The following is a 16,523-nucleotide window of genomic DNA, read 5'->3' as shown; positions in this document are numbered from 1 at the left end:
ATTTTTATTCTCTATATCTTGAATATTGTTTAAACATTATATATAGCTTATTTTAGGCTTCAAAAAACAAAAAAATTAAAAAGATTTTAAATTTAGGGTTGACACATCGCCAACAATAAAAGAGAGACATCACAATTTTTATCACTTTGTGACATCTCTCAATTTATAATTTCTACCACAAACTACGATCACTTGTTGTGATATAAGTCGCACCACTGACAATGGCGCGTTGTACTTCCTCTTCCGTACTAATTAAACCACCCGCAATGACACGAGCGCCCGTTTGTTGCTGAATTTGTTGAATGACTTTATCTGCAATGCCGGGTAATACTTCCACGTAATCTGGTTCTAAACGTTGAATCAATTCGATACTGCGCTCTAATGCGTGGCTATCAATAATAAACACACGAAAAATTGTTGCGACGCCGAGTGCTTTTGCTTTTTTAATGACTTTCATTTTTGTAGATACAATGCCTCTCGGGCGGTACTGTTGCACAATGTATTCACAAGCAAATTCATCGTGACTCATCCCTTTAATTAAGTCGATATGCACGTAAGGTTGTAATTGTCGTTTTTGCATAAATTGCATAATGCCTTTGAGATGCCCAATATGTGTGTCCAATAACACACACGTTTGATAATCTGTTTGAGCCAATTTTTCCAAGTCTTTCATTGATCTAATAGCTGGTAAAATATGTGGTTTCACGCGTCGTTGATTCCTTTCAATTATGTTTACTGCACGCGTTTAAATAAGCGTTCCAGTTCATAGTTTGTAAAGTTAATAATAATCGGTCGCCCATGTGGACAAGTAAATGGATCTTGCATGTCTCTCAATTGATCAATTAAATCTGCCATCTCTTCTTTTTTCAAATAATGATTGGCTTTAATCGATTTTTTACAACTCATCATAATCGCTGCTTCTTCTCGAAACTTGGCGATATTAATAGTTTTATGGGACAGTACATACTCAATCATATCTTTAATAATCTCTTCTGCTTCTTGTTGTGGGAACCAAACGGGATAACTATTCACAATATAATCATAGCCGCCAAATGGTTCTAAAAAGATGCCTGCCTTTTCCAATTCATCTCGAAATTGTTCAATAATCAACTGCTCATCTTTTGAAAAATTAAATGTGAGTGGAATGAGCAAACTTTGATTTTCGTTCGTTACTTCGCCAATTTTATCTCGGAAGTATTCGTATTTAATTCGTTCTTGTGCCGCATGCTGATCGATTAAATACATACCTGTATCATTTTGTGCCACAATATACGTCCCATGCACTTGACCGACAACTTCCATATATGGCACACGGGGTTGTGCTTGTGTTGTTTTTGGTTGATCCGCTATTACACTTGGTTCATCTTGTTCGTCAATCATTGGCGCCGGTTCATGTGTTGATTCCATATCCTGTAATAATGCGCGTTGTGCTTCGGCAAAATCATCGTTAGTCCTTGTTGAGGTGTCAGACGTACTTACCTCTTGCTGTGGTGCTGGATTGTATGTTGGCGCCGTTTCTTGAATAGCTGTTGGCTGTTCTAAATCAAATGCTAACGTTTCCGAATGGCGTTGCGCTTCACCATTTGACGTGTCAGTTGAAACTGCAGATTCAGCATGCGTTTGCTGGCGTTGCTCAAATGCCATTTTTTGCTGTTCAAATTTTTCAAGGACTTTTTTCGGTTGTTGTTTATCAAAGTCATTTTTCGGAATTAAAACTTTATCTTTAAAAGCTTCACGGATTTTTTCAACTATCAGTGCATACAATTGTTCTTCTTTCGATAAACGCACTTCTAATTTGGTTGGATGGACATTTACATCGACTAAAATCGGGTCCATTTTAATGTTAAGATACACTATTGGATAGCGCCCTATCGTCAATAATGTGTGATATCCTTCAACAACCGCTTTATTTAATACAAAGTTTTTAATATAACGTCCGTTAATAAACAGTGAAATGTAATGACGGTTGCTGCGAGAATGTTCTGGCTTAGCGATATAGCCTTCAATTTCATAATCGCTTGTTTCCCCAGTAATATGCAGTAAATCACGTGCCACTTTCATACCATATATTTCTGCCATTACTTCATTCGTACGACCTGACCCGTTCGTTTGAAGTATTTTCTTACCGTCACTCATTAATGACATACGTATATCTGGATGACTCATCGCCATACGATTCATAATATCTGTAATCTTACCTAATTCTGTATATAAACTTTTTATATATTTTAATCGTGCCGGCGTATTGTAAAAAAGGTTGCTGACTGTAATATCTGTCCCTTGGCGTGCTTTCGCTGGTTTTTGCGACAAAATTTCGCCTTCTTCAGCGTACACTTCATAGCCTTCAATACCGTCTGTTGACGTTTGCATCGTTACTTTGGCGACAGAGGCAATACTTGCCAAAGCTTCACCACGGAAACCGAGCGTTCGTATATGAAACAGATCATCGTCATCATATAGCTTGCTTGTCGCATGGCGATGAAACACGAGTGATAAGTCATCCGCTTCAACGCCTGAACCGTTATCTACAACGCGAATTGACGTTACACCGGCTTCTTGCACTTCTACATTGATTTCTGTTGCACCTGCATCGATACTATTTTCAAGCAACTCTTTAACAACCGAACTCGGACGTTCAACCACTTCACCTGCCGCAATTTTATTGGCAAGTGAGGTTTGTAATGCTTTAATTTTACCCATCGTGTCACCTTCTAATTCAATCGATTTTGCAGTTCACTTAACTTCACTAAAGCGTCTAATGGCGTCATTTGCGAAATATTGAGTTTTTTAATTTCTTGTTCAATTTCACTCTGTGCTGCTGGTTCAAATAAATCAAATGTCGGTTGTTCAAATAATGTTTCTGTCGTTTGTTTTAAAGGTGTTTCTGTCTCACGTTCAGAGCCAGTCGTTGTTTCTTCCGCTTGTACGGAGACGATGGCTGTTGGCTTATCGTGTGACTCGAAAGCATCAAGAATGACTTTTGCACGTGCAATCACTGGCTCTGGCAAATCCGCCAACTGTGCAACTTGTATCCCATAACTATTTGCGACCGCACCCTCTTTCACTTTATGCAAGAAGATGAGCTCGCCTTTATATTCGTTTGCTGCGACATGGACGTTTTTCAAGCATGATAATGATTGATCTAATTCTGTTAATTCATGGTAGTGCGTTGAAAAGAGTGTTTTCGCTTGTGACGTCTCAGCAACATATTCAATCATCGCTTGCGCAAGTGCTAAACCGTCATATGTCGATGTCCCACGCCCAATTTCATCAAAAATAATTAAACTATCAGCTGTCGCATAACGCAATGCTTTTTGCGCTTCCAACATTTCGACCATAAACGTACTCTTGCCTGATACAAGGTCATCCGCTGCCCCTATACGTGTGAAAATTTGGTCGAAAATAGGCAGTTGGGCAGACTTACAAGGAACGAATGCCCCCATTTGTGCCATAATGCTAATAATCGCCACTTGTCTCATATATGTTGATTTACCAGACATGTTCGGCCCTGTAATTAAATAAATATACGTATCATCATCTAAATGACAATCGTTCGGCACGTAGTCATTATAGTCCATCACACGTTCTACAACTGGATGACGTGAATCGACAAGTGATAATGTACGATCTTCGCTAAATGTCGGACGTACATAATTGTATTGTTGTGCAATCTCAGCAAAACTTTGTAAACAGTCTAGTTCGGAAATGATTTTTGCTTGTTGTTGTAAACGTTCTGTATATTGCTTCACATATTGACGTAACTCTGTAAACAATTGATATTCTAGTTCGATTGCTTTATCTTGTGCGCCGAGAATCATACTTTCTTTTTCTTTTAATTCATCAGTGATAAAACGCTCGGCATTCGATAATGTTTGTTTACGTTCATACCCAAAAGCTGCCGGATCAAACTGTGTTAAGTTTGCACGTGTAATTTCAATATAATACCCAAACACTTTATTAAAACTGATTTTTAGCGACTTGATACCTGTACGTTCACGTTCTCTCGCTTGCAATTCTGCCAGCCACTTCTTCCCATTGCGTGACGCATCTAGATAACTATCAAGCTCTTCATTAAAGCCTGTTTTAAATAGTCCACCTTCTTTAACTGACAGTGGTGGCTCATTAACAAGACTTTTGTCTAAAACTTGTAACAAATCATCCAAAGGCTCCAACGCATTAAAATGCGCGATGGCTTCATGATCAATGGATTGAAGCAATGCTTTAATTGATGGGATTTGCGCAATCGAGTGTTTCAACTGTACAAGATCTTTTGCATTCACATTACCGAAACTCACACGGCCGACCAAGCGTTCAATGTCATACACTTCTGTTAAGTAGTCTCTTAACGTAGAACGCTCGATAAAATAATTTAAAAATTGTGAGACGGCTTCGTGACGTTTTTCAATTTCTGAACGCTGAATCAGTGGGCGATCAATCCACTGTTTCAAACGTCTTGCGCCCATCGGTGTTTTCGTCTTATCCATGAGCCAAAGCAATGTCCCTTTTTTCGACTTCAATCGGATACTTTCCGTTAGCTCCAAATTACGTTTCGCATAGTAGTCCATCTTCATATAGTCGAGTGCGCGATATACAGCTGCTGATTCAATGTGTGACATATCACGCTTTTGCGTATCATAAATGTAGTCCAATAAAATTTGAACTGCTTGTTGCATTTTTGGATGATCTAGTTGATTCACCACGTATTGTGTTTCGGATAAAGTTTCTCGCACAGTAATTGTTTCAGTAATCATACTGAACTGGCGTTTTAAACTATCCGATAATGGTTGTGTTACAACAATTTCATTCGGCTTAATCGTTGTCACTTCATTAATTAACGTACTTTCATCTTCAAAATGCGTGACTTTTAATTCACCTGTTGAAATATCACAGTAACTGAGCGCATAATCGCCATCATACACAAAACTTAAAATATAGTTATTTTGTGAATCATCCACACCGCCTTGTTCCATCACAGTCCCCGGTGTCACAATGCGGACGACTTCCCGCTTAACCATGCCTTTGACTTGTCTTGGGTCTTCCATTTGTTCGCAAATTGCCACTTTATAACCATTTTGAATCAGCGTTTCGATATAGCCGTCTGCTGAATGAAACGGAACGCCTGCCATCGGAATTGGGTTCGCTTTTTTCGCATCGCGTTTTGTCAAAGTGATTTCTAACACACGTGCTGCCGTAATCGCATCATCGTAAAACAATTCATAGAAATCGCCTAATCTAAAAAACAGTAATGCATCTTGATGTTGAGATTTTATAGAGAGATACTGTTTCATCATCGGTGTAACATTTGTCATTTTTATCACAATCCTTTAAAGCTCTATTTTTATATTCTGTGAGACATTTTAAACAGATCTCATCAATTTTATGTATAAAGGCTAGACGATACGCAATATTCGATTCGCCTAGCCTATTCGTCATTTTGACTTATGTTTCGTATATTTTTGTAAACGACTTAACAACCCACGTTTTTTTAGTACGATGAGCATGCCGTAACTGACCGCTGCACCAATCATACTTGAGACGATAAACGCCGCCATCAAAGGTTTGATCAAAAAGCCGTCAATATGCAGTATCCAAGCGAGTGGAATACAGACTAAACTGCCGATAATCCCTGTTCCAATGACTTCCCCAATCGCTGCGACAAATAGATGGCGATTGATGTAATAGAATAAGCTCGCCAATAACACACCAATCATACTGCCAGGAAATGCGAAAGCCGTACCTGTTCCGAACATAACACGAATCGTCGATGATAAGAATGCTTGTGCGAGTCCATACCAAGGTCCTAACAACACCGCACTGAGTACATTGATAAAGTGCTGAACGGGTGCTGCTTTAATCGGGCCAACTGGTATGATGATTACCGTACTTAAAACGACATTTAGCGCAATAAAAAGTGCTGTTAATGTCAACTTTTTATGATTCATTGCCATCCTCCTCACTGTCGTGTGATGTCGTTGATTGTGCGACATCAATCCCATCTGTGAGTGTCTCGATGATAAATTGAATCGTATCATTGGCTTCTCGCTGTGCATGGCGAAACTCTGAAACAATCGGGATATGATCAATTTCCGTTTGAATAGATTGGATCGTCGCTTCAGAACGTTCATACGCAATCGGCTTATGATAGTTTTGTAAGTTCACAGATTGTTTTTGTTGTTGTTTTAATGTCTGCATATGTTGCGCAATTTGCTCATTTTGATGAATTTGTTGTTCGACTTGTTGATAGTATCGAACGGGCTCGAGCGCTTGAATTGCTTGTTGCAGTTCACGTGCCTTTCGCAATACATCATCTTTGCGCGTCATTATTGACTCACCAATGCTGTATCACTCACACCGACAAATTCACCATTTAAAGAATATTGTTTTGCTTCAACAATTTTGACATCTACAATTTTACCAATCATTGATTTAGGCGCACGGAAGTTTACAAGTTTATTACGTTCTGTATAACCTGCTAACACTTCTTCGTCTTTTTTACTTGCACCTTCGCACAATACTTTGACTGTTTTGCCTTCATATGCTTTCAATGCTTGTGCGGAATATGTGCCTACTAATTGGTTCAAGCGTTGTAAACGTGCTTTTTTCACTTCTGTTGGTACGTTATCTTTCATTTTTGCCGCTGGTGTACCGTCACGTTGTGAGTATAAATATGTGTAAGCATGCTCAAATTGCACTTCTTCATATAAAGAAAGTGTTTCTTCAAATTGTTCTTCCGTCTCATTCGGATAACCGACGATAATATCTGTTGTAAGTGCGACATTCGGAATCGCTGTTTTAATACGATTAACAAGATCTAAATAGCTTGCACGTGTATATTTACGTCCCATAATTTTCAACACTTGGTCATTCCCAGACTGCACTGGTAAATGAATATGTGGCACGATATTACCGCCTTGCGCGATCACTTCAATCATACGATCTGTGAAATCCCAAGGGTGGCTTGTTGTAAAGCGTACACGTGGAATATCAATTTTCGCAATATCTTCTAATAAATCACCAAGCCCATATTCAATGTCATCAAGGTCTTTACCGTAAGAGTTAACGTTTTGACCGAGTAATGTTATTTCTTGATAGCCTTGACGTGCTAAATCACGCACTTCATCAATAATATCTTGTGGACGACGGCTACGTTCTTTCCCACGTGTAAACGGCACGATACAGTATGTACAGAATTTATCGCAACCGTACATAATATTCACCCATGCTTTAATACGGCCTTCACGTACTTTTGGCAAGTTTTCAATAACGTCCCCTTCTTTAGACCATACTTCTACGACCATTGCTTTAGAAAGATACGCTTCTTCTAAAATTTGCGGTAAGCGATGAATATTATGTGTTCCAAAAATCATATCGACATTTTGGTAAGATTTTAAGATTTTGTTAACGACAGACTCTTCTTGCGACATACAACCACATACGCCAATTAAACAATCTGGACGTTCTTGTTTAATATGTTTCAAGTTACCGATTTCACCGAATACTTTGTTCTCCGCATTTTCACGAATCGCGCACGTGTTTAATAAAATAACGTCTGCCACATTTACATCTTCAGTTGGCGTATAACCGAGCGCCGTTAAAATACCCGCCATCACTTCCGTGTCATGGGCGTTCATTTGACAACCATATGTTTTAATTAAAAACGTACGACCTTTCCCCATACCACGATATTTTTCGTCGATTTGGAAGTCACGATTATAAACAGTTTCTTCTTTACCACGTTTTTTCGCTTCTTTTAAACTTGGTGGTTGATAAACGTGATCAAAATATTTACTGTAGTCTTTTTCCGTTGCTTTATCTTTACGATTTGCCAGTACGTCTAACGTCCCAGCTTTTCTTTGTTCTTCATTCACATGCAAAACCCTTTCTGCCTTATATCATCTCTACATTATATTAAAAAAAATCGCAAAGTGCAATTTGTCCCATACGTCCTGTGCCCAATTCAAGACGCGACACCTACTACACAACGACTATAAGATAAAAAGCCGAAGCACCGTCTTTTTGGCACTCCAGCTTGATGTTTTTAGACAAATTGTTTCGTTAATGATTCAAATTGTGCTTCTGTTAATTCGATGTTTTGATGTGCTAATGGCGTTTCACCTAACGTCTCAATTTGTGACTCGTATGATGGTGTTTCAGTGTCTTGGTATACAATACCTTTCACTAGCGAGTTATGTTCAACAACTGTTTGAATCGCACGTTGTTTATCAGACGTGTCGTAGTCTTCAATCTCGTTCAAGTCAGTCAAATGTTCTTTAAACCAGTCATACGTATTCACTTTGTTATAAGTGACACATGGTGAGAATACGTTGACGAAAGAGAAACCGTCATGATTAATCGCGTCTTCAATCATTTTCGTTAACGCTTTAATATCACTTGAGAAACCTTGTGCGACAAATGTTGCACCTGATGATAACGCAAGCTCAAGCGGTGCGACATTTTGTTCGATGTTGCCTTTTGGCGTTGTTTTCGTTACAAATCCCGGTGCTGATGATGGCGATGTTTGCCCTTTTGTTAAACCATAAATTTGGTTATCCATAACAATGTATGTGATGTTCATGTTTCGACGTAACGCATGAATCGTATGTCCCATACCAATCGCATAGCCGTCGCCATCGCCACCAGATGCGATAACAGTTAAGTCACGGTTTGCCATTTTAACACCTTGCGCAAGTGGTAACGCACGACCGTGAATCGAATGCACACCATATGAATTAACATAACCTGAAAGACGTCCAGAACAGCCTATGCCAGTAATGAGTGCAACTTCGTCAGGCTCTAGGCCAACGTTCGCTGCTGCTTTTTGAATCGCTGCTTGAACTGAGAAATCACCACACCCTGGACACCAGTTTGGTTTGACATTATTTCTAAAATCTTTAAATGTAGCCAATTAGAGTCTCTCCTTTTGTGAATTTAAAAGTGTTAAACCTTTCGTTTCGATTTCATGTGGTAAAAATGGTGTACCATCATATTTCGTTTGGTTTACTAATTTATCGCCTAAATTCACGTTCATTTTAATAATATTTGCGAGTTGTCCTTGATAGTTATGTTCCACGACCACAACTTTATGTGCACGATCAACCGCTTCTTGAATCACATCTGTTGGGAATGGATGCAATTGACGAATTTGTAAATGCTCTACTTTATGTCCAGCAACTTCTAAACGTGCGGCACCTTCTTGAATGGCACCTTTCGTTGAGATAAAGCCGAGATAAAGAATATCAGCTTGTTCGTGTTTTAAAGTGCCTTCAACTGGTTGTTCGATGCGTAAGTTCGCTGTTTTACGCATACGTTTGTCCATTTGATCTTGGCGGTTTTGTGCCGCTTCACTCGGCTTACCTTGTTCATTATGTTCAACACCTGTGACGTGGTGAATGCCACCTTTAACACCCGGTACAGGTCTTGGTGATACACCTGATTCCGTCACTTCATAGCGTTTAAAGTAGTCTTTATCTTCTGGATCACGCGTGATATCTTCTAATACCGTTGCGCCACGGTTAATTTTAATTTTATTGTAATCTAATTGTTTCACCGTTTGTTTACCAAGTGATAACTGTAAGTCACTTAATAAAATAACTGGACATTGATACATTTCTGCCAAGTTAAAAGCTTCAACAGTAAGATAGAACGCATCTTCTGCGTCAGTTGGTGCCAACACAATTTTCGGGATATCCCCGTGTGTGCCATAGATCATTTGCATTAAGTCAGATTGTTCTTGTTTCGTTGGTAAACCAGTTGATGGACCCCCACGTTGTGTATTCATAATCACAAGTGGTGTTTCAGTCATACCGGATAAACCGATTGCTTCCATCATCAATGATAAACCAGGACCTGCAGACGCAGTGAACGCTCTCACACCGCCATAGTTCGCACCAATTGCCATCGTCGCTGCCGCAATTTCATCTTCTGTTTGAATAACTGTACCGCCCACTTCTGGTAAATGTTCAATCATGTATTCCATAATTTCAGATGCTGGTGTAATTGGATATGCCGCCATAAAACGTGAACCACCTGCAATGGCACCTAGACCAATTGCGTCGTTACCAATCATATAAAGATGTGGTACGTTTTCGCTTTCAGCCAAATCAAAATCACCATTGATGTTTGATAATTCATCTTGCATTAAGCGATAACCTTCATGCAATGCTTGCACGTTCAATTCAACAACTTTATCGCCTTTTTTCTCGAACATATTCGTAATCAACGCTTCAAATGGTGCCGTATCTAATGACATCAATGCAGCAGTCGCACCAATCGCCACCATGTTTTTCATTAACGTCGTGCCCAGTTCTTTTGCAGTTTCTGTAAATGGCAATACAATTAACTGTGCTTTACAGTCTTCTGGCTTTTCTGGTTTTGCTTTACTATCCGCTAAAATAACACTATCTTCGCGCATTTCATGATGATTTAATGCGATCGTTTCTTGATCAAATGCAACTAATATATCTAAATCATCACTAATCGCATGTACTGGTGTTGTTGACACACGAATTTTATTATTGGTATGTCCACCTTTAATACGGCTAGAAAAGTGACGATACCCGTATAAATAATAGCCTTTACGGTTCATGGCAGTGGCAAAGATTTCACCCGTAGATTCAATTCCTTCACCTTGTTGTCCGCCCACTTTCCACGATATTTGTGATTTCATTCGTTTAGCCTCCTACACGTTTAACTTCATTGTTTATCATATCAAAATAACCCACTATATGTGCAATAAAATAGTGGGTTTTATTAAAAATCATACTAATGGACGATAGTCTCATTTTTAGAAATTCACCTAAAAACGTGCTGGGTGATCTTCGTTAATCAACACACGCTCAATATGTTTCGCTGTTCCATCAGGACGTAATTCAACAAAGACACCTGATAACACACTGCGCCCTTCATCTGGCACAACATGGCGTTGTGGCAAACTCGTAATAAAACGCTCAATCACTTCATCACGATTAATGCCAAGAATCCCATCGTAATAGCCCGTCATTCCGACATCTGTAATGTAAGCTGTGCCTTGCGGTAAAATACGCTCGTCTGACGTTTGAATATGCGTATGCGTGCCAACGACAGCCCCTACACGACCATCTAAATACCAACCCATCGCATTTTTCTCTGATGTCGTCTCCGCATGGAAATCGACGAAAATATAATCCGTTTCTTGTTGGGCTACTTTAATCAGTTGATCCGCTTTTTTAAATGGGTCGTCAATATCTTGCATAAACGCACGACCTTGTAAATTGATCACCGCAAGCTTTTTATCGTTCAGCTGAATAATACGCATTCCGACACCCGGTGCTTCATCTGGAAAGTTTGCAGGTCTTACCATGCGTGTTGCATCTTGAATAAAATCATAAATTTGACGTTGACCATATGTATGGTTACCCATCGTCATAAAATCGACACCTTCACGCAAAAGTTCTTTATATATCTTTTCGGTAATCCCTTTGCCGTGTGCCGCATTTTCAGCATTCACAATTGTAACTGTCGGGCGATAATGCTGCTTCAATTGCGATAGATGATCCGTAATTGCCTGTCGCCCTATCTTACCGACAATATCTCCAATAAATAAAATTCTCATTCCTTACGTCCTCTCTATACATTGACACACATCATAACAGTCCATTGGCAATGACAAAAAGCTTTTGTCGCCTCACTTCGTAACTGGAAGTTTGCTAAAGTGCAGTCTCATTTCTGACATCTAACGTCTTCCCATGATTTACTTTATTGCGTCAGCTTTTGCTATGTTACAGTCCCAAATGAAGTTAATGTCATATCGCTTCAACACTACTTGTCTTGCCGACCAAACATCACGTGCTACTGTTATCTATGCATTGTGTCATATGTCCGTTTACGATACTCACTTGTCTATTTTAGCGTGCTGACATATGTTGTCAATGCTACGAGACATCTTTCACATATAAAAGACGCATTGCATTTAACGTTACAAGAAGCGTCGCACCCATATCAGACATAATTGCAATCCATAACGTCAACCAACCTGGGATTACCAACAGTAATGCAATCACTTTGAGTCCAAGCGCAATAGCGATATTCCATTTAATCGTGCGCATCGTTAAATGACTCAAACGTATCGCATACGGTAATTTTGACATATCATCGCTTAACAACGCTACATCAGCCGTTTCGAGCGCTGTATCTGTACTTGCACCGCCCATCGCAATTCCTACATTTGCACGTGCGAGTGCAGGGGCATCATTGACACCATCTCCAACCATTGCAACTGGATGTTTTGCAGAAAGTTGTTCAATATGTGTCAGTTTATCTTGTGGCATCAAATCAGCATAAACATCTGTAATCCCGACTTCATCAGCAATTGTTTGTGCTGTAAATGCATTATCCCCTGTTAACATCACGCGCGATGTCACACCAAGTTCTGCTAATTGCGTAATGACTTTTTTAGATTGTGGACGTACTTTATCTTGTAGTGCAATTAATAATTGTAAAGTGTCGTCTGCCATGACGAGCACCACCGTACGTCCTCGTTGCTGTTGATTTTCAATCAATGTGCGTGTTTCAGGTGTTAAAACTGCTTCAAATAGTTGCGGTTGTCCAATTGTCATCGTTTGCTGTCCGAACGAACCTCGAATACCTTGTCCAGTTAAGGTTTGAACATTTTCGACCGGCTCTGTTAAGTCGATGTTTTGCATTTCCGTATAATGAACGATTGCACGTGCTAACGGGTGTTGTGTCGTTTTCTCTAATGTAGTGACACGTCCTAATAGCTGATTATGATTTACATCTGAAGTTAAGTTAATGACATCAACAACACTCGGTGCCCCCACCGTCAACGTTCCTGTTTTATCAAAGGCTATTGTTTTGATATGACTTAACTGTTCGAGATGAATACCACCCTTAATCAACACACCATTTTTAGCAGCGGTACTAATACTCGACACAATAGAAATCGGTGTTGAAATAATAAGTGCACACGGACAACCAACAACGAGTACAGATAACCCTTGATAAATCCACGTGTACCAGTCAGCACCTATCAATAAAGGCGGTATAATTGCAACACCAGCCGCAATCAACATAATCAAAGGTGTATAATAACGTGCAAAACGTTCAATAAATGCTTGTGCAGGCGCTTTTTTCAGTTGTGCGGCTTCAACAAGTTCAATGACTTTTGCAATCGTTGTATCATCTGCCGCTTTCGTCACTTCAACTTCCAATAAACCGTCGTTGTTTAACGTTCCCGCAAACACGTCATCACCGATTGCTTTATCTACTGGAATAGATTCCCCTGTTATCGCTGCTTGGTTCACAGACGCCTGTCCTGAACGTACAATACCGTCTAACGCAATTTTCTGTCCTGCTTTAATATATAAAATGTCGCCAACATATACCTCTTCAACAGGTAATTCAACATGTTTGCCGTGACGCAATACAGTCGCTCGATCCGGTGCGATACTCATTAACGATGCCATCGCATCACGTGCTTTACGCATCGAAAACGCTTCTAACGCCTCACTCAATGCAAATAATACGACGACAACTGCCACTTCACCCCATTGACCAATTAAAATACCACCAATGACCGCAATCGTCATCAATGTACGCATATCGAACTCCAAATGTACTAAGTTTTTGAATCCTTCTTTCAGTAATGTCACACCACTGATAAGCACCGCAGATACAAATAGTATCGGTGTTAAAATCGAACCATCGCCATGCAACCATTCTGAAATATAGCCAAAAACGATAAGCAATGTCGCAAACCATAACGTCTGATTTTTAACAAAAAATTGCTTCATTTTTTCAAATGTTGTTAAAGTTTCTAATGACTCACCATCATCTTGTTGCTTCGTTTTTTGATCATCATAAACCGAAATATTTTCAAATGCCCCTGCTGCTTCGATTTCTTCTTTTGTCGGTGTACCCGTTACATAAATTTTAGATGCGCCAAAATTCACTGTCGCTGATGTTACAGATGGCAGTGCCGCAACATTACGCTCAAACTTGGCAGCACAGTTAGCACAAGACATCCCTTCAACACGATACGTCGTTTGTTTATTCGTCATCATTCATCACTTCTTCCTTATGCGCAATTGAAATCATCATAATTTGACGAATATGTTCATCATAAATACGATAAAACGCACGTTTGCCCTCTTTGCGATAAGTAACCACACCATTTTTATATAACAAACGTAAATGATGCGATGTATTCGCAACGGTTAACTGTAAAATTTCAGCTAAATCGCAGACACATAACTCGTCATGTACACATAACAAGTATGTGATTTTGGCACGGTTAATATCCGCAATACTTTTAAACATGAGGCTCACACTCTCAACATTCTTTTGCGCTAACGTTTCTTTCACCTCACGCACATGTGCTTCGTCGATCATAAATGCATCGCACCCCATTGCTGAATTTGTCATTTTAACACCACACCTTCATTCAAGTATTTACTCGAATATAATATAACGCAAAAGCGATTATTATTCAAATATTCACTTGAATGATATGACAGAATTTGAAAAACAGTATATCGTGATTTTTAGCGTATTAATGGCTAACTAATCAAGAAATTCAGAAATGCTTAATTTAAGCGTGGACATCGCGAAACCTACTCAGCTATTTCTACGCATAGGAAATAATAAAACTAGGTACTTTTAATGATTTATCCACCACAGAAGATGGACGCCTTTATTAGTTCGAGCGAGGCCTGCAGGAAAGCGAGCAATAAAGTAACGATGGTACCTGAAAAAGCGCACACCCCATCAAGATTGTACACTTCGACATGCCTAGCTATTTCTACGTATATGAAATTATAATAAAAAACAACCCCAATAATGAGGTTGTTTTTTATTATTTTGCATATTCAACTGCTCTCGTCTCACGAACAACTGTCACTTTAATATGACCTGGATATTGAAGTTCTCCTTCAATTTGGTCTTTAATATCTCTTGCTAATCGATGAGATTGTAAATCATCAATATCTTCTGGTGATACAATGACGCGAATTTCACGTCCTGCTTGAATCGCAAATGCTTTTTCAACACCATCGTAGTTTTCTGAAATGGCTTCTAAACGTTCTAAACGCTTGATGTAGTTTTCTAATGTTTCTTTACGTGCGCCTGGACGTGCTGCTGATAATGCGTCAGCTGCCGCCACAAGAATTGAAATAATCGATGTCGGTTCAACATCACCATGATGCGAATGAATCGCATTGATGACAGTTGCTGACTCGCCATATTTTTTAGCAAGCTCCACACCAATTTCTACGTGACTACCTTCCACTTCATGATCAATTGCTTTACCAATGTCATGCAATAAACCTGCACGTTTCGCGATTGTTACATCTTCATTCAATTCAGCTGCTAGCATACCTGATAAATGTGCCACTTCGATTGAGTGCTTCAATACGTTTTGACCGTAACTTGTACGATAATGCATACGACCTAATATTTTAACGAGATCCGGATGCATATTATGCACATTCAACTCAAACGTTGCATGTTCTCCTGCGTCACGAATGATTTCATCTACTTCACGTCGTGCTTTGTCAACCATATCTTCAATACGTCCCGGATGAATACGACCGTCTGATACTAAATTGATCAATGCCGTTTTTGCAATTTCTCGGCGAATCGGATCAAAACCAGACAAGATAACTGCTTCTGGCGTATCATCAATAATCAAATCAATACCCGTTAATGTTTCTAACGTACGAATATTACGGCCTTCTCGACCAATAATACGCCCTTTCATTTCATCGTTCGGTAAGTTGACGACTGATACTGTAGACTCTGATGTATGTTCTGCTGCAAACCTTTGCACAGTCGTAGCAAGTAATTCTTTAGCCGTTTGGTTGACTTTCTCTTTCGCTTCACGTTCTTTTTCCTTAACAAGTACTGCAATATCCTGTGACAGTTCATTTTCAACACGTTCCAGTTGTTCATTACGTGCTTCTTCTTGAGTGAGACCGGAGATGCGTTCTAATTCTTGTTCGTGTTTCATTATTATTGATTGAACACTACTCTCTTTTGCATCTACTTGTTGTTGTCTTTCTTCAAGTTTAGATTCTTTTTGCTCTAAAATCTCATCTTTCTTGTCTAATAGATCAGATTTACGCTCCAAGTTTTCTTCTTTTTGAAGAAGTCGGGATTCTTGTCGCTGAAGTTCACCACGACGTTCTCTGAGCTCGCTTTCCGCTTGCTCACGAATTCTTTGGTTTTCTTCTTTCGCTTCGAGTAACTTCTCTTTTTTTAGATTTTCGGCGTCTTTCTTCGCTTGTTCAACAATATCTTCAGCTGTATTTTTCGCTTGCACTTGCTGTTGATATATGAAATTTTGAGCGATAAAGTACCCCGCAACAACTCCTAGAATAATACCCAGCAAAATGAGTAAGAGGGTTAATAAATTCACACAAACACCTCCTTTTCTAGGATTTGATTCTGTATATTAACAAATCAATATGATTATATGAATATAACTTAAAATCATACATGTCTAATTGTACGTTTTGAAGTAAGAAAAATCA

The 16,523-nt window shown here is 39.3% G+C and carries 12 protein-coding genes; all 12 read right to left on the bottom strand.

What is annotated here, in order from left to right; genetic code table 11:
- Nucleotides 1-172 precede the first annotated feature (172 nt).
- Nucleotides 173-706, bottom strand: a complete 534-nt coding sequence (locus tag TP70_RS01510) for a glycerol-3-phosphate responsive antiterminator (protein ID WP_044358830.1) — start codon at nt 704-706, stop codon at nt 173-175.
- A 26-nt stretch (nt 707-732) separates the two neighbouring features.
- Entirely contained in the window at nt 733-2,700 is a 1,968-nt protein-coding gene (gene mutL, locus TP70_RS01505; RefSeq protein ID WP_044358829.1) for a DNA mismatch repair endonuclease MutL, read from the bottom strand.
- A gap of 11 nt (nt 2,701-2,711) precedes the next feature.
- Nucleotides 2,712-5,309 (bottom strand): DNA mismatch repair protein MutS, encoded by a 2,598-nt coding sequence (gene mutS, locus TP70_RS01500; protein ID WP_044358828.1) that lies wholly within the window; start codon nt 5,307-5,309, stop codon nt 2,712-2,714.
- A 120-nt stretch (nt 5,310-5,429) separates the two neighbouring features.
- Nucleotides 5,430-5,942, bottom strand: a complete 513-nt coding sequence (thiW, locus tag TP70_RS01495) for an energy coupling factor transporter S component ThiW (RefSeq protein WP_044358827.1) — start codon at nt 5,940-5,942, stop codon at nt 5,430-5,432.
- Nucleotides 5,932-6,321: a YlbF family regulator gene (locus TP70_RS01490; RefSeq protein ID WP_044358826.1), complete on the bottom strand. Its 390-nt coding sequence runs from the start codon at nt 6,319-6,321 to the stop codon at nt 5,932-5,934. Before TP70_RS01490 ends, thiW begins: the two co-directional genes overlap by 11 nt.
- Entirely contained in the window at nt 6,321-7,868 is a 1,548-nt protein-coding gene (gene miaB / locus TP70_RS01485; RefSeq protein WP_044358825.1) for a tRNA (N6-isopentenyl adenosine(37)-C2)-methylthiotransferase MiaB, read from the bottom strand. Before miaB ends, TP70_RS01490 begins: the two co-directional genes overlap by 1 nt.
- Nucleotides 7,869-8,038: 170 nt before the next feature.
- The gene (locus tag TP70_RS01480) at nt 8,039-8,905 is read right to left on the bottom strand and encodes a 2-oxoacid:ferredoxin oxidoreductase subunit beta (protein WP_044358824.1); all 867 of its coding nucleotides are present in this window, start codon (nt 8,903-8,905) and stop codon (nt 8,039-8,041) included.
- On the bottom strand, nt 8,906-10,666 hold the full coding sequence (locus tag TP70_RS01475) for a 2-oxoacid:acceptor oxidoreductase subunit alpha (protein ID WP_044358823.1): 1,761 nt from the start codon (nt 10,664-10,666) through the stop codon (nt 8,906-8,908).
- Nucleotides 10,667-10,795: 129 nt separating this feature from the next.
- Nucleotides 10,796-11,590 carry a TIGR00282 family metallophosphoesterase gene (locus TP70_RS01470; RefSeq protein ID WP_044358822.1) on the bottom strand — a complete coding sequence of 265 codons (795 nt, stop codon included), beginning with the start codon at nt 11,588-11,590 and terminating at the stop codon, nt 10,796-10,798.
- Nucleotides 11,591-11,909: 319 nt separating this feature from the next.
- Nucleotides 11,910-14,057 (bottom strand): heavy metal translocating P-type ATPase, encoded by a 2,148-nt coding sequence (locus TP70_RS01465; RefSeq protein ID WP_276307492.1) that lies wholly within the window; start codon nt 14,055-14,057, stop codon nt 11,910-11,912.
- Nucleotides 14,044-14,385: an ArsR/SmtB family transcription factor gene (locus TP70_RS01460; RefSeq protein ID WP_240626965.1), complete on the bottom strand. Its 342-nt coding sequence runs from the start codon at nt 14,383-14,385 to the stop codon at nt 14,044-14,046. The genes TP70_RS01465 and TP70_RS01460 overlap by 14 nt, the downstream gene beginning before the upstream one ends.
- A gap of 463 nt (nt 14,386-14,848) precedes the next feature.
- A complete protein-coding gene (gene rny, locus TP70_RS01455; protein ID WP_044358819.1) occupies nt 14,849-16,408 on the bottom strand; it encodes a ribonuclease Y in 1,560 nt (519 codons plus the stop codon).
- Nucleotides 16,409-16,523 lie beyond the last annotated feature (115 nt).

This window comes from Staphylococcus microti (genome assembly GCF_000934465.1).
Taxonomy (GTDB): Bacteria; Bacillota; Bacilli; order Staphylococcales; family Staphylococcaceae; genus Staphylococcus; species Staphylococcus microti.
This window is presented reverse-complemented; position numbering and strand designations above follow the sequence as displayed.